This is a genomic window from Brevibacterium marinum, from assembly GCF_011927955.1.
Classification (GTDB): Bacteria; Actinomycetota; Actinomycetes; order Actinomycetales; family Brevibacteriaceae; genus Brevibacterium; species Brevibacterium marinum.
In genome coordinates this window covers 3402775-3419649 of sequence record NZ_JAATJN010000001.1, presented here as the reverse complement: position 1 = coordinate 3419649, position 16875 = coordinate 3402775, and the positions used below count along the sequence as shown (strand labels likewise).

The 16875-nt window shown below is 60.7% G+C and carries 16 protein-coding genes and 1 pseudogene; 8 read left to right on the top strand and 9 right to left on the bottom strand.

Going from position 1 to position 16875, the window contains the following annotated elements:
• The first annotated feature begins 13 nt into the window (after positions 1-13).
• From BKA07_RS15265 to BKA07_RS15255, 3 genes are read left to right on the top strand one after another with little or no spacing between them, the layout of a single operon-like run.
• Entirely contained in the window at positions 14-1138 is a 1125-nt protein-coding gene (locus BKA07_RS15265; RefSeq protein WP_167951636.1) for a PrpF domain-containing protein, read from the top strand.
• A complete protein-coding gene (locus BKA07_RS15260; protein WP_167951635.1) occupies positions 1126-2226 on the top strand; it encodes a Bug family tripartite tricarboxylate transporter substrate binding protein in 1101 nt (366 codons plus the stop codon). Before BKA07_RS15265 ends, BKA07_RS15260 begins: the two co-directional genes overlap by 13 nt.
• Positions 2227-2241: 15 nt before the next feature.
• Complete coding sequence (locus tag BKA07_RS15255) at positions 2242-4209, top strand: tripartite tricarboxylate transporter permease (protein ID WP_167951634.1); 1968 nt, start codon at positions 2242-2244, stop codon at positions 4207-4209.
• A gap of 33 nt (positions 4210-4242) precedes the next feature.
• Here the strand turns inward: BKA07_RS15255 and BKA07_RS15250 are convergent, their stop codons facing one another.
• Positions 4243-4917, bottom strand: coding sequence for a response regulator transcription factor (locus tag BKA07_RS15250; RefSeq protein WP_167951633.1), 675 nt, complete (start codon positions 4915-4917; stop codon positions 4243-4245).
• A 46-nt stretch (positions 4918-4963) separates the two neighbouring features.
• Positions 4964-6400, bottom strand: a complete 1437-nt coding sequence (locus BKA07_RS15245; protein ID WP_342449092.1) for a sensor histidine kinase — start codon at positions 6398-6400, stop codon at positions 4964-4966.
• A 216-nt stretch (positions 6401-6616) separates the two neighbouring features.
• On the opposite strand from BKA07_RS15245, the gene BKA07_RS15240 reads away from it, so the two are divergent.
• Positions 6617-7324, top strand: a complete 708-nt coding sequence (locus BKA07_RS15240) for an Ltp family lipoprotein (protein WP_245161976.1) — start codon at positions 6617-6619, stop codon at positions 7322-7324.
• An 83-nt stretch (positions 7325-7407) separates the two neighbouring features.
• Here BKA07_RS15240 and BKA07_RS15235 read toward each other — a convergent pair whose 3' ends face one another.
• The gene (locus tag BKA07_RS15235) at positions 7408-8151 is read right to left on the bottom strand and encodes an SDR family NAD(P)-dependent oxidoreductase (RefSeq protein WP_167951632.1); all 744 of its coding nucleotides are present in this window, start codon (positions 8149-8151) and stop codon (positions 7408-7410) included.
• A gap of 73 nt (positions 8152-8224) precedes the next feature.
• A complete protein-coding gene (locus BKA07_RS15230) occupies positions 8225-9040 on the bottom strand; it encodes a fructosamine kinase family protein (RefSeq protein WP_209043993.1) in 816 nt (271 codons plus the stop codon).
• A 370-nt stretch (positions 9041-9410) separates the two neighbouring features.
• Here BKA07_RS15230 and BKA07_RS15225 point away from each other — a divergent pair, with 370 nt between their 5' ends.
• The 4 genes from BKA07_RS15225 to BKA07_RS15210 all read left to right on the top strand — a co-directional run bounded on the left by BKA07_RS15225 (position 9411) and on the right by BKA07_RS15210 (position 12959).
• Positions 9411-9629: a helix-turn-helix domain-containing protein gene (locus BKA07_RS15225; RefSeq protein ID WP_167951631.1), complete on the top strand. Its 219-nt coding sequence runs from the start codon at positions 9411-9413 to the stop codon at positions 9627-9629.
• Between the two features lie 84 nt (positions 9630-9713).
• Positions 9714-10283, top strand: coding sequence for a helix-turn-helix domain-containing protein (locus BKA07_RS15220; RefSeq protein WP_167951630.1), 570 nt, complete (start codon positions 9714-9716; stop codon positions 10281-10283).
• A 52-nt stretch (positions 10284-10335) separates the two neighbouring features.
• Positions 10336-11802, top strand: coding sequence for a peptide MFS transporter (locus BKA07_RS15215; protein ID WP_245161975.1), 1467 nt, complete (start codon positions 10336-10338; stop codon positions 11800-11802).
• Positions 11799-12959 carry an FAD-dependent oxidoreductase gene (locus BKA07_RS15210; RefSeq protein WP_167951629.1) on the top strand — a complete coding sequence of 387 codons (1161 nt, stop codon included), beginning with the start codon at positions 11799-11801 and terminating at the stop codon, positions 12957-12959. Before BKA07_RS15215 ends, BKA07_RS15210 begins: the two co-directional genes overlap by 4 nt.
• 98 nt (positions 12960-13057) lie before the next feature.
• Here BKA07_RS15210 and BKA07_RS19970 read toward each other — a convergent pair whose 3' ends face one another.
• The 5 genes and pseudogenes from BKA07_RS19970 to BKA07_RS15190 form a co-directional block, all read right to left on the bottom strand.
• On the bottom strand, positions 13058-13186 hold the full coding sequence (locus BKA07_RS19970; RefSeq protein WP_425339342.1) for a hypothetical protein: 129 nt from the start codon (positions 13184-13186) through the stop codon (positions 13058-13060).
• A gap of 70 nt (positions 13187-13256) precedes the next feature.
• Positions 13257-13544 (bottom strand): annotated as a pseudogene (locus tag BKA07_RS19965) (YfcC family protein); the annotation flags it as partial.
• Positions 13545-13566: 22 nt separating this feature from the next.
• Positions 13567-15015 carry a dihydrolipoyl dehydrogenase family protein gene (locus BKA07_RS15200; protein WP_167951628.1) on the bottom strand — a complete coding sequence of 483 codons (1449 nt, stop codon included), beginning with the start codon at positions 15013-15015 and terminating at the stop codon, positions 13567-13569.
• Between the two features lie 18 nt (positions 15016-15033).
• Positions 15034-15933: a macrolide 2'-phosphotransferase gene (locus BKA07_RS15195; protein ID WP_167951627.1), complete on the bottom strand. Its 900-nt coding sequence runs from the start codon at positions 15931-15933 to the stop codon at positions 15034-15036.
• Between the two features lie 119 nt (positions 15934-16052).
• Positions 16053-16772: a DUF998 domain-containing protein gene (locus tag BKA07_RS15190; RefSeq protein WP_167951626.1), complete on the bottom strand. Its 720-nt coding sequence runs from the start codon at positions 16770-16772 to the stop codon at positions 16053-16055.
• Positions 16773-16875 lie beyond the last annotated feature (103 nt).

The window sequence follows — 16875 nt, the reverse complement described above, 5'->3', positions numbered from 1 at the left end:
GGAGCAACACACAATGGATCTGCGAGCACATTGGATGCGAGGCGGGACGAGCAAATGCTGGGTTTTTGAGCACGCCGCCATACAGAAGACCGGATTTTCCGCAGATACACTCCTTCCCCGCATCTTTGGCAGCCCAGATGTTCGCCAACTGGATGGAGTGGGGGGCGCCACCTCCACCACGAGTAAGGCGATGATTCTACGCCGTAGCGAAAGTGAAGATATCGATGTGGAGTTCACATTCGCTCAAGTGGGTATTGAAGAGGCAAAGGTCGACTGGGGGAGCAACTGCGGAAACTGCTCGTCAGTTGTGGGGCTGTATGCCATTGAGCAAGGATGGGTGGCCCGGCGAAACGACGTCACTGAAGTGCGAACATTCAACACCAACACCAAGCAGACAATCATTCAATCCATTCCGACGCCAGATCGACAGTTGCCGGACCATCTGACTTCAATTGTTCCCGGAACCGTATTCCCTGGACACAGTGTGCAGCTCGGATTCCTATCGCCGGAAGGTCGTACGACGGGCAAGCTGCTTCCGACTGGTCAGGCGATTTCGCGGATAGCTACCGGCGACACCATCGCGGAGGTCAGTCTGATCGATGCCGGAGCCCCGTTGGCGCTGATTGACGCGGAGAAGTTCGGCTTTCCAGCCGAATCGTATGATGACTGGGTCGACCAAGTCAGCGCACAGCTTGAGACCATCGAGACCATCCGCCGCCAAGCCGCAGTTGAGATGGGGCTGGCGCACGATCCGCAAGATGCGGAACGCGCAATTCCGAAGATTGGTCTGGTCAGCAGATCCACGGACGAGTCCGCCGATCTCCAAATCCTGATGCTGTCCATGGGCCGGCCGCATCCGGCGATGCCGATAACCGGGAGTGTCGGGGTAAGCGTCGCGGCTCAAACTCAGGGAACCGTAGTCGCCAACAGCCTCGGGTCGCCGAGTGGTCACGAACTGAGAATCCGCATCCCCGGCGGAGTTCTTTCGACCTTCATCGACGATTCTTCACTGGGACGGACCATCGGCGTCCATCGAACGGCTCGAACACTGGCAGAAGCAAGCCTGCCGTTCGCAACTGATCAGCTCCAGGAAGCAGCACTGTCACAGAGCGAGGAGGCTTTGGAATGTCGAACGTAGTGTCAAGGCGAACAGTTTTGGGGGCCGGCTTTCTCGCGGGCCTCAGCACGATGGCTGGCTGTGCGCCAGAGCAGACAGCCTATGATCCTTCCGGCCCCGGCATCGTCGACGTCGTCATCCCTTACAGCACGGGTGGAGGCACAGATACGTGGGGTCGCTTCATCACACCCTATTTTGCCGAGCGGCAGAAAGACGTCGATCGCTACCAAATAGAGAATGTGCCGGGCGGTGAATCCATCACGGGAACAAATGCATACGTCGAGACAGGTGTCACCAATGGAAAGCAGGTGATGGTTGCCTCAGCCACCACCTATTTCCAGAGTATGCTCGGGCAGAGCACCGTGGAATTCGACTTCGCGAAAATGGACCCACTGGCCCTCAACGGTACGGGGGCTGCTGTGTGGACCAGTACCGAAAGTGGAATCAAGTCGGTTGCTGACCTCGTCAACAATCCTCGGGAACTTCGTTATGGCGGGATGTCGGCGTCTGGACTGGACTTGGTCGCTCTCCTGGCATTCGAGGCGCTCGGCTCAAACATACGTGGAGTCTTCGGGATGGAGGGGCGGGGGCCAACACGTCTGGCGGTCCAACGCGGTGAGTCAGATCTAGACATGCAGACGACGTCGTCGTTCTTGTCTCAGGTCCAGCCACTGATCGACTCTGGCGAAGCCATTCCCCTCTTTGCCATCGGGGCTCTGGAACGGGGCAAAGTCGTCAGAGATCCCAACCTCCCGGACATACCGACATTTTCCGAGATGTACGAAAGCCTCGACTCCCACAGTGAGCATCAGCGTCTCGCCTATGAAGCATTTCAGTCGTTCGTCGTGCCGGGATTCTTCTATCAAAAGGGCTTGTGGTCGAACCAAGGCACTGACGAAGACGTCATCAATACCTACGATCACCTGGTGAGCGAACTCAACAGTGACAAGGCGTTCCTCGAAGAAGCGAAAGACGCCCTCGGCGGCTACGAACTGGTGTCGGGATCAGACGCAAGAGAAGCGTTTCATAACGCTCTTCAGATCGACGATGACGTCCTTGCATATACCAAACAGATACTTGAACAGAAGTACGATGCCGTACTCAATTGATTGAAGGAGATCGCTATGCTTGAAGCTGCCGGAGCAGCCCTCGCATCCTTTGCAGATCCAATGATGCTTCTCTTCCTGGGCGTTGGCGTGGTCGTAGGCATTGTCATCGGAGTCATCCCGGGCCTTGGCGGGACCGGTGCAGTAGCAGTGCTGGTGCCATTCGTCTTCGTGCTCGAACCGAATCAGGCGATTGCCATGATCATCGGTGCTGTGGCAGTTGTACACACATCGGACGTCGTGACTTCCGTGGCGCTCGGCATTCCCGGTTCAGCAGCAGCATCCGTGTTCTTGCTTGACGGACACGAGATGGCGAAGAAGGGCCAAGGCGGGCGCGCGCTGTCTATGAGTTTCCTTTCATCGATGATCGGAGGCCTGGTCGGAATCGTTGCTTTGACATTGGTCGTGCCGATCGCCGGGCCGATCGTTCGTACGTTCGGCTCACCGGAGATCTTCGCGCTGATCGTCATGGGCGTGTTCCTGACAGCGATGTTGTCAAAAGGAAACATGATCAAAGGGCTGCTGATCTCAGCGTTCGGCCTAGCTTTGGGCCAGATCGGTGTCTCGCCGGTCTCAGCAGAATACCGCTACACGTTCGGCTCGGACTTCCTGACTGACGGCATCGGCCTTGTCGCAGCGGCCCTGGGAATCTTCGGCCTCGCAGAGATCATCGATCTGGTGGCAAAACGCGGCGCAGTCTCTGACGAGAAGATTGCTCTGGGCGGAGGCTGGGCCCAAGGAATCAAAGACATCGTCAGGTACAAAGGCGACGTGCTGCGCGGTTCTGCTGTAGGAGTCGGAGTCGGCACCCTACCGGGTGTGGGGTCGACGGCCGGGTCTTGGCTTGCCTACGGTCAAGCGCAGGCCTTCGCCAGCCGCCGCAAGAACTCACGGTTCGGCTCAGGCGATCCGCGCGGCGTCATCGCACCGTCAGCGGCCAGCAACGGAATCGAATCGGGAGCTCTCATCCCGACTCTGCTGTTCGGCGTGCCGGGCGCTGCTCCGTTCGCCCTGCTCCTGGGCGTTCTGCTCATCTTCGGCATCCAGCCCGGGCCACGAATGATCACCACTGACCTTGACGTCGTATACTTCATCGTATGGGCGTTCGCCATCGCTGGCGTCGTCGGGGCAGCGATTGCATTTGGCGTGGCTCGACCCTTGGCGAAGTTGAGTTTCATCTCCTTCCCGATTCTCGCTGCAGCCTTGATACCGATCCTGTTCATGAGTGGCTTCCAGGAACCGCTGGATCTCAACGTGTTCTATCTGATGCTCGTTCTCGGGATCATCGGTTGGGTCTGCAAGATCACCGATATTCCCCGTGCGCCGTTTCTCATCGCATTCGTGCTGGCCGAACCGCTTGAACGATATTATTTCCTGACGGTCAATGCATTTCCTTCCGGAGATTGGCTTGCTCGCCCATTTGTTCTTGTCATCCTCCTGATCATCGTCGGCGCGATTGCTATTCCGATGCTGCGCCGACTGCGCAGGAAGAAGGGCAGCAGCGATGATGCCGTGAGACTTTCGGAGCAATCCGATATGCAGGCGCCTCCGTTTGTCGACATGTTCGTATCGGTCTGCGCCCTTGCTGTGTTCATCACTTCAACGGTGATGTCTCAGGGATTCTCTGAAAGCGGCAGGCTGTTTCCGTTGTCGGTCGGCTGCGTAGGAATTCTGTTGTCGCTGTTGAGTCTGTTCCGGGACATTCAAAGGGTGAGGAACAACAGCGGGTTCGGGCGCTTCGACGATGCGTGGGTCAAGCGCCTGAAGGTCGTCGGCGTATCTGTGGCCTGGGTGCTCGTCTATATCTGGTTGGTGTTCGTTCTGGGACTGCTGGTGGGAACCGGCATCTTCTCGTTGGTCTTCCTCATCTGGGTGGCGCAGATGAAGGTATGGAAATCGATCGTCTATACAGCCTGTATCGTCGGAGCCCTATTCGCATTGACCGAATTCGCGCAGTTGGTTGCTCCTGTTGGGTATCTGCTGTAGGTCGAGTCCGGTGCGTCACATTCAACCTCACCGTCAACCTCTACCCAAACCCGCCCGCTCCACAGCCACCGCAATATGCACCCGATTGCTCGTGTCCAACTTGATGTTGATGCGGTTGAGGTGGGTCTTCACGGTGGCGGTGCTCATGAAGGTCGCGTCGGCGATCTCCTGGTTCGACAGACCTTGAGCCACGAGGACCGCGATCTCGAGCTCGCGCTCGGTGAGGTCGGCCATCAGCTCCTCGGCCTCACGCTGCCGACGTCGGTCCTGACCGGTCTTCACCTTCGTGATCAGCTGTCGCATCGACCTCGGCGAGAGGATCGGTTCGCCGACGTGCACCTTGCGGATCGCCTCGGCGAGGGCGACCGGAGCGATGTCCTTGAGCAGGTAACCCGCGGCACCGGCCTCGAGGGCACGGAAGAGGTAGTCGTCGGTGTCGAAGCTCGTCAACGCCACGACCTGGGGCGGGCGGACGCTGTTGACGAGGCGCTCGATCGCGTCGATTCCGCCGATGCCGGGCATGCGAATGTCCGTGAGCACGACATCGGGAAAATGAAGAGCCGCCTTGTCGAGGGCCTCTTCGCCGCTCGCGGCAGACCCCACAACCTCGATGTCTTCAGCGGGTTGGAGGATTCCTGCGATTCCGGTGACGACCATCGGGTCGTCATCGACGACGATGACACGGATCGGGGCGGCAGTCTGGGTCATGGTCGACACATTACCCGAGGGGTATGACATCGATAGTTCAGCGGGTTCAGCCTCGACGCTCGAACGGCGGAAGGCTCACATCGACCAGGAATGAGCCGTCACGGGAACCGATGAAGACCTCGCCGCCGAGCATCGCCACCCGTTCCCGAATGCCGACGAGCCCGGCACCCGACCCTGTCGATGACAGATGTTGCTGAGTGACCGGGGTGGAGGAACCCACGACGGGCGCCGAGGTGGGGTAGGGCGGAATTCCAGGACCCACCTCGGCGGAGGTGCTGTGGGGTGGGTGCAGACGCTGGGTCGACGGTGGAACGGGATTGGCGATGACGACCCGGGCGCCGAGATCGGCCGAGACCGTGACCCCGAGGGTCACGGGGGCACCCGGCGCATGTTTCATCGCATTCGTCAGCGACTCCTGGACGATTCGATACACTGCGCGGTCGAGGACCGTGGGCGCACTCTCGACATCCTGGATGACGATCGACGGCCGAATGATCGTGCCGGTGGCCTGCACCGAGGCGACCAGCTGCGGGATCGAACGCATCGAGGTCAGGCTCGGGGGAGTCGACTGCTCCTTCCGCGGGCCGGCATTGGCCAATGTCCCCTCACGGACTCCGCCGACAAGATGCCGCAGGTCCTCCAGGGAGGCATGGGCTTCCTTGCGAAGCGCCGAGGCGGTCGAGGCGACACCGGGGTCGTCCTTGCCGCCGACCTCGAGGGCCCCGCTGTGCAAGGAGATGACCGACAGGCGGTGGGAGAGCGTGTCGTGGAGTTCGCGGGCGAGGAGTTCGCGTTCGGAGGTGCGGGCGAGTTCGGCGGAAAGGTTCTCACTTCGCTGAGACTGCTGCTCGGCGAAGGACTCGACGGCACGCATGCGACGTGTGCGGCGCAGCAGGAACCCGAACCCGAGGCTGATCGCCAGCCCCAGGAGCCCGGCGATGACCGTGAGCATATTCATCCCGAACACGGATTCGTCGGCAGGCAGTGAGCCGTCGACCCCTGGAATCTGGTCCGGGTCCGAGAGGAAGAGAATGCCGAAGGGATTGTGCGCCGGGCTCTGCAGGCACAGGCGCACCACCCCGACCGTGATGAGAAAAGCCCCGATGGTCGTGGCGGTCATCGCCTGCCGGCGCGGCGTGCGGACGATGAGATGGAACAGGCCGATGAGCATGAGGGTTCCGTCGCCCCAGGCCGTGGCAAGCACTGCGCCGATGACGAAGGGGATCCACGGCCATCGGTGCCGCGCGAAGACGGAGAACCAGAGGAACGCGGCGAGCAGGCCGAGCAGCACGCCGAGGGTGCTGAGCATGCCGGTGTCGTCGAAGGCCGGCGGGAACGCGAGGAGTGCGAAGAACGACAGCGGAACGCCGAGGACCCACGCGACGGATCCGACGAGGATGCCGACAATGATGCGCATCGTTCGGCGCGGCCGCGAATCGCGGCGACGCTGCTGGCCCTGTGGCGGAAGAGGTTGGTCTGACACGAGAGCATCGTATCCTTCGGTGCTGACATACGTAGTCCATCGTTCGGTCAGACCGGGTCCACCGATCGGCTGGGAGAGTCTGGCCGACGGGCGGATTCGCGAAACGGCGGACTTCGACAGGCTGGGAGAGTCGAAATCCACGGCTCCGCTTGGTCCTGCAGCGATGCATCGACCGCAGTCCTCCTCGGGCTCGGAGCCCTCACCTCAAGGAGTGAAATGTCGAATTCTCAGGATCCACAGCAGTCAGGTCCGAGCTACCGTATGCCGCAGGTACCCACCGAAAACCAGGAGCCCAGGGCTCCCCAGTACTTTCCGCAGGTGCCCCAGGGACAGAAGCCGATGAAGGCGAAGAAGTCGCTGCTCAAACGGTGGTGGTTCTGGGTGATCATGATCGTCGTGCTCATCATCATCGTCTCCGCCCTCAACAGTGGCGGCGACGATGACGCAGCGACGACCTCGGCGTCACAGGAACAGTCGGACACGGCCTCGACCAGCGACGACGGTGCGGAGGAGCCGGCGGAGGAGGCCGCTCCAGTGGCCGAAGAACCAGCGGATGACGCCCCGGCGGAGGAAGCTCCTGTCGAAGAGGAGCCGGCCGAAGAGCAGGAACCCGAAGTCCCCGCTGAACACGCCTCGGCGCTCAGCCAGGCCGAGACCTACTCGAACACGATGCACATGAGCAAGGCGGGCGTCTTCGACCAGCTGACGAGCGACTACGGGGGCCAATTCTCCGAAGATGCCGCACAGTACGCCGTGGACAACGTCGACGCTGATTGGAAGGAGAACGCACTGGAATCGGCCAAGACCTATCAGGACGACATGTCGATGTCGCCCGATGCCATCCACGACCAACTGACCAGCGAATATGGTGGGCAGTTCACACAGGAGGAGGCGGACTACGCGATCGAAAACCTGAACGGCTGAAGCGCTTTCGATCTCGGGCTCGGAACATGGTGACAGTGTTCCGAGCCCGAGGTGTGTGCGGGGACGGTCAGGCGAATCGAACGTCAGTAGAGCTTCTGGGTGCCTCCGTCGGCCATGAGCGTCTGCCCGGTCATGTACCGGGCATCGGAGGACAGGAGGAAAGCGACGACTGGTGCGACGTCGACCTCCGGGTCGCCGAAGCGTGCCAGGGGGACATTGGCCACCGTCTGGGCATACTGGTCCGGTTGAGCCTGGCTCCAGGCTTCGACCCCGGGTGTCATGGCCAGGGGAGAGACGACATTGACGCGGATGCCTTCGGGTGACCACTCGTTCGCGGCCACTCTGCTGAGGCCGCGGATGGCTTCCTTCGCTGCGGCGTAGGCAGCCTGATTGCTCTGACCGCTCATGGCCGCGCCGGAACCGAAGTTGACCACTGATCCGGCGGTCGTGGCCAGTTCGTCGTGGGCTGCCTTCATGAAGTTCAGGGTCGCCTCGAACCCGGTGGAGAACGACAGCTGCCAATCTGCCTTTTCGAGTTCGAGGAGCGGCTTCTGCCGCGAGGCATGGGCATTGTTGACGAGCCCGTTGAGTCTGCCGAAGACCCTCAGCGCTTCGGACACGGCGGCTGTGGCAACCTGAGCATCGGAGACATCGCCCCTGAGGAAGTGAATCTTGTCGCCCAACTCCGACGTCAGACGGTCTCCAGCGTCTTCGTCGATATCAACGGCCACGACACGACCGCCTTCGGAGATCAGGCGTCGCGTGATTCCCAGTCCGATGCCCGATGCCCCGCCGGTGACGATGAATGCTTCGTTGTCGAGTCTCATTTCTGCCTCCCAGCTCGAATGGTCGACTCTCTGCTTATCAGGTGATGTCGCAAGAGCACCTAAAGCCACGGAGTCAACTCCCTGCTTCAGTCCCCGCGGAGCCGAACCCCAGTGTCTCGGCGCGGTCGCTGATCGCCCGTGCCGCACTGAGCGTCTGGCCGAGGAATCCTGCGCCGAACAGCTTGACGTGTGCGAGCAGAGCGAAGAAGTTGTGCACGGGAAGATCGTCGCGCCAGCCGGCGGGCATCGGATGGACCGCCTCGTAGCCGGCGAAGATGTCATCGAGGAACGGTGTCCCGAACAGTGCGAGCATAGCGAGGTCCTCGAGGCGGTGCCCACCATGGGCGGCAGGGTCGATGAGGGTGCAGCCGTCGGGCGTCCACATGAGGTTGCCGGACCAGAGGTCGCCGTGGACACGGGCCGGAGCCTCTGTGCCTGCGCCGGAGATCCCGTCGAACGCTCCGCCGGCGATGGCATTGATCGCCGAGGTGATGACTGCCTTTTCGTCCTTCGACAGCTGATCGTCGATGTCGGTCGCCATCGGCTCCAATCGAGTCTCCACCCAGAATTCGGTGAACGTGGCACACGATGCGACCTCTACCTCGAATGGAGCCTCGAGCGGACCGAACCATGCCGGTTCCGCAGGAGCCCACCCGAACGCCGGAGCACCGGAGTCGTGCAGCAGGGCGAGCCGGCGCCCGAATCCGAAGGCCGAATGCGCATCCGGGGCGACCTCGTCGACGCGATCGAGTCGCAGACTTCTCTTATCGTGACCGATGACGCCGACCACGGGCACGACATCCGGTTCGGCCAGCCATTCGAGGCCGGCAGCCTCGGCGGCGAAGAATCCGTGTGGGGCACCGGCGCGTTCTTTGATGAAATCAGCCATGGCACCAGGGTAATGGGCATGTTGCGCGGCAACTGTCGGGTTCGAGCATTGCCCCTCATCCGCTATCGTGGATCTCGTTGGAGTACCTCCGGCAGTTGGATTCCGTCGGACCTATGAGCGTGGATGGAAGGAAGCTGATCGGCAATGTCAATGGTCACGGGCGGTTCAACTGTTGACGGAACTTGCCGCCCATCCCGATCCATCCCGACATTCGGGTAATAGACTTCGAGTGCGCGAACTTTGTGCCCTTAAGCGAAAGCCTGAGACGACGGTTCGGTCTGCCAATCTTCGACTACCACACCGCGATTACGACCGCTTACAACGCTGTTGTCGGCTCTTCGTTCTATCCCACGGTCTGAGGACACTCACCATGGCAGTACGTACGCATGCAGACCCTTCAACGCTCAACTTCCTTCATGTACGCGCTCTCAAAACTGTCGTTAAGCATGATTCGTTCAGTGGTGTGACGAAAGAACTCGGCTACACCACCTCGGTGATCTCACGGCAGATCTTGAAAGTGATGGTCCTGGCGCTGCCGAATTCGATGTACTTCATCGTCTTGGGACTCCTGTTCCTACTCCTTGGTTGATTGTTCCTCCGTGCCAGGTGAACTTGCCGAGTCAAAGGTAAAAAAATATTTACTCAGAGTACATTTGCATATAGTCTGGGTGATATGAGTAACCACACCGAAGACAGCACTTCAATCGGAGAACGTCTTCGGCGCAGGAGAAAAGCCCTGCAGCTGACGCTTCAGCAAGTTTCCGATTCTGCGGGAATTACCACCGGCTACTTGTCGCAGGTCGAGCGCGGTTTGTCTTTTGGAAGCGTAAGCACTTTGCAAAATCTCTGTGAGGTGCTCAAGCTCAATGTCGGAGACCTCTTCGAGACCAGTGCGGATAGTGCTCGGCCAGTATTGCGTTTCGCGGACGCGAGCAGCCGTTCATTCGGCAACGGTGCGTCAAAGTTCAAACTCACGCCGGCAGCATTCGACCATTTGGAAGTGTTGCTCGGTGTCTTCGGGCCAGGCGGAAACACTGGTAACGCTGCATATACGCACGGAGACTCAGAAGAGCTGCTTCTGGTGATTGACGGCCATGTAGAAGTAGAGGTCGATGGCGATGTACATCGTCTCGCCCCATTGGACTCGATGACGTACAAAAGCAGTCAGCCGCACAAGGTGTCCGAGAGTACAGGCACTGCTGCAGCCACGGTCACATGGACAATGGCACCTCCAACTTACTGACTGATGCAGTCGATCACCGTCAGCATATGCACGAACTCAATGAGGAGAAATTTTGGAATCAACTCTGGGCCAGCGAGTCCCAACCAAGAAGAAGGAGATTCGTGGTGTCGGCGGAATGGCGTTCACCGAGCTATGGGAAAGGTTCTCGTTCTATGGCCTACAGAGCATCCTCGCCTTCTATCTTCTCTATGAACTGTCCGAGGGAGGGCTAGCCTTACCAGCTGCTGCTGCCGCCGGGATCACCGGCGCGTATGGTGGATCCGTCTATCTTGGACAGCTTTTGGGCGCCTGGGCGGGTGAGCGGCTGATCAGCCCTCGTTCGATGGTCCTCGGTGGCGGCATCGTCATTGCCCTTGGCCACATCACACTCGCCGTTGCACCCGGCTTCTTAGGGCTGAGCATCGGTCTGGTCATGATCATTTTCGGCACAGGTGCTTTGAAAACCAACATCACCTCGATCGTCGGCTTCATCCTTGACGCTGAACCGGCGGCAAAGAAGGACGCAGGGTTCTCGTACTTCTACATGGCCATCAACACGGGCGCGGTCCTGGGTCCACTGACGACTGGTTTCGCACAGAATCAATGGGGGTTCCACTTCGGATTCGGACTTGCCGCCTTAGGCATGATCATCGCTCTCATCCAGTACGTCTATTCATCACGATTCCTGCCAGTCCGAGCGAGCCAGGTGACTCGTCCCCTGTCCGCTAGCTCGAGGCGCAAAGCGACAGCGATCGCTCTTGTTTCACTCGCCATCGTTGCTGCTGCGTCGGCAACCGGCCTGCTCAAAGCAGAAAGACTGTCAACGATAGTCACAATTGCCTGCCTGATTGCAGCGGCCACATACTTCACAGCTATTCTGAGATCCACCAAGGTCAACGCGTTCGAACGTCAGAGGATCAGGTCCTACCTTCCACTGTTCTTGGCTTCGAGCCTGTACTTCGGGCTTCTCTTCGCAAAATTCACGGCCATCTCGCTGCTCGTCAATGACCGAGTCGATCTGACCGTCGGAAACTGGTCCTTCCCAGTCGGTTGGATCACCATGATCTCATCGGCCTCTGGAGTTGCAATGCTGCCAGTCGCAGCAGCCATCTGGAAGCGAATGGGACCACGCCAACCCAAAGCCGGTACCAAATTCGCAATCGGGCTCGTGCACATCGGATTGGGATTTGCGTATATCCTCTTGATCTCAGTAGCCCATCATGGAAGCTCGATTCCGTTCGTCTACATTGTCATCTTCATGTTCATCATGGGCAGCTCAGAGATCTTCGTCGGCCCGATCGGACTCTCATTGGCAACACAGATTGCGCCCAAGGCATTCACCGCACAGATGGTGGCAATCAATTTCCTCACCCTCGCACTGGGTTCCTCCCTGTCGGGCCTATTGGGGCAGTACTTCACCGCCGTGTCCAACGACGCCTACTTTCTCACCATCGCACTTGGCGCAGTAATCGCAGGACTGTCGCTATTCGCCGTGCGCAAACCCATCCATCAAGGACTCTATGCGGGAATTGAGGAGTGATCTCATTGCCAGGTCAGAAAATTGCGGTCATCGGTACAGGAACGATCGGGGCACAGGCCCTATGGCAATTGGCAAAGAAGAATGTCGATGTCACTGGTTATGAGCTCTACAGCCCAGGTCACTCACGTGGGGCCGCCGGAGGCGAGAGTCGTCTATTCCGCCACATGGAGGCCGAGCACATCGAGTATCTGCCTGTCACGGAGAGGGCTGACACGATATGGAATGAGCTTGAGATGGAATCGGGGCGCCGACTGCGCAATCTCACCGGAGCATTGATGATCGGTTCTGAAGCTTCGCCGTCAACAGACAACGCATTGTCAGCTGCGAACAGTCTCGGCTCCACCACCGAGATCCTAACTCGCGGGGAAGCGCAGAAACGGTACCCGCAATATGCCTTGAACGAAGATGAAATCGCAATCCTTGACAAGGGTGCAGGCACGATCTTCCCAGAGCGCACTGTGAAAGCTGCCGCGGACGCCGCCATAGGGCGAGGCGCGCGAATCGTGCGAGAGCGTCGTGTCGAAGACATTCGGCAGGAGGGTGACAAAGTCTCGATCGCGACTGACGAGGAGACAACGCTTTATGATCACGCGATTGTTGCGGCTGGTGCCTGGACGGCGACGCTGCTTCCGGAAATGGCGCAGTACCTCGCTACCCGTCGCCTTTTGTCGGGCTGGTTCCTTCCTGCCGCAGGAAGGTCGATTGATGGACTCCTGCCCTATATGCGTCTCGATCCGAACTACTCGTACGGTCTGCCGACTGCGGACGGACTTGCGATGAAGCTTGGAGTCGGATTTCCCCACCATCTGCCAGTGACATCCCCGGACTCAGCTCCGATGCGCATTGAGGACGCCGAGATCGAACCGGTGAGAGCAGTAGCCAGAGATCTGTTCCCAGATTTGGACGACTATCCGATGAGGGCTCAGGCCTACTTTGAGGCCTACACGAACACCCGCAGGGAATACATGAATTTCCACCCGACCATGCCAAGCGTGTTCGTCTGTGCCGGCTTCTCCGGAAAGGGATTCAAGAACGCACCATTCTTCGGCGAGTTGGCGGCAGACACGATTCTGGGCCGAAAGCCGTCAATTGCCGAAGCGCAGTTCATTCTTGATGTTGAACACGTTGCCAAATTGCCGGAGTCGCGAGCTGAGTGAAGATCCTGGCATAGATCTCCCTGACATATTGAGCTGCACAGTTTCGTCGTCCGTTATCTAGCAGTTTCGCTGAGTCGTGTTCATGTCGATCAGTCCAATCAGCTGCGCTCAATGAGATGAGCGAAAACGATTGAGCTGATCGCAATCGTCACTTGAACCGCAATCAACGGCAGCATCCAGCGCATCCATTTGATCCAGGGAACGCGGGCCAAGGCCAGGGCTGCCATGAAGAAGCCACTGGTGGGAAAGGCGAGGTCGCCAAGGCCGTCGGCGAGTTGGAAAGCCCGCAGTCTGCTGAGTCACGCCGATCATTTCTGCCAGCGGTGAGACGATGGGTGTTGGCGGGGCGGCCCGCCCACTGCCCGGTGGAACGATGAAGCTGACAACCCCCTGGAAGAAGAACGTCCCGACAGCCGACAGCCAAGACGGCAGATGGCCGGTCAGATCGGCGAGGCTGACGATGATCGTGTCGAGGATCTGACCGTCTTGAAAGATGACGAGGATTCCGTAGGCGACCCCGATGACTAGCGCTCCAGTGACAAGGCATCGGGCACCATTGATGAACGCCTCGGCGGTCCCATTCATCCCGTCCCGGAGACCGGCGTCGTCACGCGCCGCGAGCCAGCCGCAGCCTCCGAGGCAGCCCCTCCAACAGCGGCAGCCACAGTTCCGATGACGAGGGGAAGCTCGGGACCGCGTGGCGCAGGACGTCGACGGGCAGGCTCCCGACGATCGCGACCGTCGCCGGATGGATCAGCTCGCCGGCCTCCGGGCCGACGAACGTGGCTCCGAGGAGCAGACCGGAACGAGCGTCGACCACGATCTGTGCCGTGCCCTCGGCGTCATCGCGCAGGAGCGACGTTCCGGCGCTGCTGTTGAACGGCAACTGGGAGACCTCCACCGCGTGGCCATCCTCGCGGGCCTCGGCCTCCGTCAATCCCACGGCCGCGACCTGAGGATCGCTGTAGACGACCTGCGGTGTCGGTACGTTCTCCGGGACGGATTCGGACGGCTCGCCGGTGGCGCCGGCTCGGATCTGCGCCCCGATGACTCGGGCACGATACTTGCCCCAGTGCGTCAGCGGCACCTCGCCGCTGGCATCGCCGACGGCATGCAGCCAATCGGGCAGGCCTCCCGCGGCGATGTCCGTCTCGGTGAGACCCAGGTTCTCGAGTCCGAGATCGTTGAGCCGAGACGTTCGTCCTGTCGCCACGAGGATCTCATCGGCAGTGACAGTGGACTCGCCATCGCGACCGAGCGTCTGCACCGTGACTTGTCCGCCGTGGATCCTGCCGAGCCCAGTGTCCTTGGCTCCCGGACGGTAACAGGCTTCCACCGAGGTCTCGAGATCGACTCGGACTCCCGCGTTCTCGAGCGCCTCGGCAACATGCCGACCCGCGAACGGCTCCTGACCGGCCAGAAGACCGTCCCCGCGCACGAGCATCCGCACGCGCGTACCGAGCGCCGCCATCCAGGTCGCTGCCTCCACCGCGACCACACCGCCACCGACGATCACCAAGGTCTCGGGCACATCCCGCACGCCGGTGACGTCGCGGGACAGCCAGGGTGCGACGTCGACGAACGTCGACGGTACGACCGGCTGAGATCCCGTGGCAATGACGACGGCATGCCGAGCTTCGACGATCACTGGCTTCGGTTCGCTGATCAGGACCCGACGTTCGCCGACCAGCTGCGCATGCCCGCGTTCGACTCGCAGTCCGGCTCCTTGCGCCCAGTCGACTTGGCCCGTGTCATCGTAATGGGAAACCCACTCATCACGTCTGTTCAGAAGCGCTTCGGTCTCGATCCGTGCCCCGTCGAGGCCGTCCAGGTGCTGTGTAGCGTGCGCGGTCTCGACGGGTCGCAGCATCGTCTTGGACGGGATGCACGCATAATACGAGCATTCACCACCCAGCAGCTCCTCCTCGATGATGACCGCTTCGAGCTGCGAGTCTTCGGTTGCGTATTGGGCCGCATTCTCACCGACGGGGCCGCCGCCGATGACGATGACATCGGTCGTCACGACCTCAGGGGTGTCGTAGTTGTCGGTACTCATATCAAACCTGCGCTTCCTTCAATCGTTGGGATTGAGCTGTGCCCTCGCCGCGTCCAGGTGCTCGTCATCGCCGGTCTGCAGCGCGTAGAGCCCCAATTCCACCGGCGAGGTGGAGAAGAGTTCACCGCAGTGCTCGGCGAATTTCGGCCAGACTCTGCCGCCCTTGTCCACATAGCGTCTGATCGTTGCGTCGAAGGCCTGCGCAGAGACGCTGGAGTGGTGGAACATGAAATCGCGTGCCGGATCGCCGATGGCAGCCGTCGTCCAGTCGAGGATGCTGAGATTCTTGGCACCGTCCATGAGCTGATGTGCTGGATACACCTCACCATGGGTGACCGTCGTGAAGGTGGGCCAGAAGGTGTCGTCATCGAGCCACGCAGCCCACCGCTCACGCAGGCTCCGGGCCACATCGAACTCGGCCACGACGCGTGCGATGTCATCGCGCTTGCGCTGTCTCACCTCGGCGGGGGAGTGCTCAGCAATGCCCGAGTGGCGAACGGCAGCAGGGTCGACGGTGTGGAGCTCGGCGAGGAAATCTCCGAGCGACCGGGCATACTCGGCAGACTCGACGTCGAAGTGCCACTGCGGCCGACCCTGATCGTCGATGGTCAGGCCCGGCTCACCGGGCAGAAGCGGGTAGGCGATGAGGTCCTCGGCGTGGATGCGCCAATCGGGGACCTCAACACTCAGATGCGGGGCGATCGCGTGTAGAAAACGTCCCTCGACGGCGGCGCGGTCGGTGACATCCGGGCGACGGAGGATCCTCAGCACCCAGGACCGACCGTCGACCGCCTCGGCGATGGCGACTTGGAAATCGAGGCCGAGTTCATTGACTCGGATGGTCTCGGGAACGACGTCGAGACCATGGGACTGCGCAAGCTCGCGGATGGTCGTGGTCACCGAACTGTCGATCTGCATCTGGCCAGCCTTCCTCACGTTCACGGCAATGCGGGGTCGGTCGGTCCATCCCCATGCCACGAACGGCAGGCATGTGGTCGACCTTGTGTTCGACTCCGAACCGTCATTGCCGGTGTGCCTCAGTCTAAGGCCGCAGCCGGACTCTTCGACAGGGCCTTCCGAGAGCGCCGAGCAAGCAGAAAGGCGCCGAAGAGCAACTCCCACGCCACGACCGCGTACATGCCGATGCGCTCCCAGACACCATCGGGCAAGAGCATCCCCGGGATGGCTCGGACGTCGACTTGGAGCATGACGATGCCGAGGACGCCGATGAGACCGATCGCGATGCTGATGGCTGCGATCGGCTGCCCGGACCGCTGCATCAGGAGCGAGATGCCGATGCAGATCGCGGTGGCGTGCCCACCGAAGAACGCGAAGAGCGCGCCGAGGAGGTGGACCCAGCCGAGGCCGAGCTCATTGTTGTGCTGGCCGCCGTTGACCACGGCGATGATCACCATTCCCAGCGCATGGACAAGGCCGACGACGATGATCGGCAACCGCAGAGGCAGTGCCGGACACCGCGTGAAGCACACGGCTGCGGCGGCGAACAGCAGTCCCTGGGCGACGAAGGCGATGTTGATGACCATGTGCAGCGGTGAGTCGACGGGGCGATTGCCGAGCATCTCGACATCGGGCACACCGAGGTCGCTGATGTAATTCATCGCATAGGAATAGCCCGGGAATGCAGACGCAGTGAGAGTCTCGGCCAGGAGATAGACCACGGCGGCCACGATCCAACAGATCGCTGCCGCGGCGGTCGAGCGTGTCGCCGCGGACGCTGCAGGGTCTGTCTCGCGCATGCCGCCAATGATAGAGGGGCGCAAGCAACAACAAAAGACGACGAAAGGCCCCAACCAGTTCGACACGCCGAAACCGCTGCTCTGCAGACGCTTGTCAGGCGGG

Excerpts from the sequence above, each read along its gene's own strand:
- BKA07_RS15265 (WP_167951636.1), top strand. The coding sequence starts at position 14 with ATGGATCTGCGAGCACATTGGATGCGAGGCGGGACGAGCAAATGCTGG.
- BKA07_RS15260 (WP_167951635.1), top strand. The coding sequence starts at position 1,126 with ATGTCGAACGTAGTGTCAAGGCGAACAGTTTTGGGGGCCGGCTTTCTC.
- BKA07_RS15255 (WP_167951634.1), top strand. The coding sequence starts at position 2,242 with ATGCTTGAAGCTGCCGGAGCAGCCCTCGCATCCTTTGCAGATCCAATG.
- BKA07_RS15250 (WP_167951633.1), bottom strand. The coding sequence starts at position 4,917 with ATGACCCAGACTGCCGCCCCGATCCGTGTCATCGTCGTCGATGACGAC.
- BKA07_RS15240 (WP_245161976.1), top strand. The coding sequence starts at position 6,617 with ATGTCGAATTCTCAGGATCCACAGCAGTCAGGTCCGAGCTACCGTATG.
- BKA07_RS15235 (WP_167951632.1), bottom strand. The coding sequence starts at position 8,151 with ATGAGACTCGACAACGAAGCATTCATCGTCACCGGCGGGGCATCGGGC.
- BKA07_RS15230 (WP_209043993.1), bottom strand. The coding sequence starts at position 9,040 with ATGGCTGATTTCATCAAAGAACGCGCCGGTGCCCCACACGGATTCTTC.
- BKA07_RS15225 (WP_167951631.1), top strand. The coding sequence starts at position 9,411 with ATGGCAGTACGTACGCATGCAGACCCTTCAACGCTCAACTTCCTTCAT.
- BKA07_RS15220 (WP_167951630.1), top strand. The coding sequence starts at position 9,714 with ATGAGTAACCACACCGAAGACAGCACTTCAATCGGAGAACGTCTTCGG.
- BKA07_RS19970 (WP_425339342.1), bottom strand. The coding sequence starts at position 13,186 with ATGGCAGCCCTGGCCTTGGCCCGCGTTCCCTGGATCAAATGGATGCGC.
- BKA07_RS15200 (WP_167951628.1), bottom strand. The coding sequence starts at position 15,015 with ATGAGTACCGACAACTACGACACCCCTGAGGTCGTGACGACCGATGTC.
- BKA07_RS15195 (WP_167951627.1), bottom strand. The coding sequence starts at position 15,933 with ATGCAGATCGACAGTTCGGTGACCACGACCATCCGCGAGCTTGCGCAG.
- BKA07_RS15190 (WP_167951626.1), bottom strand. The coding sequence starts at position 16,772 with ATGCGCGAGACAGACCCTGCAGCGTCCGCGGCGACACGCTCGACCGCC.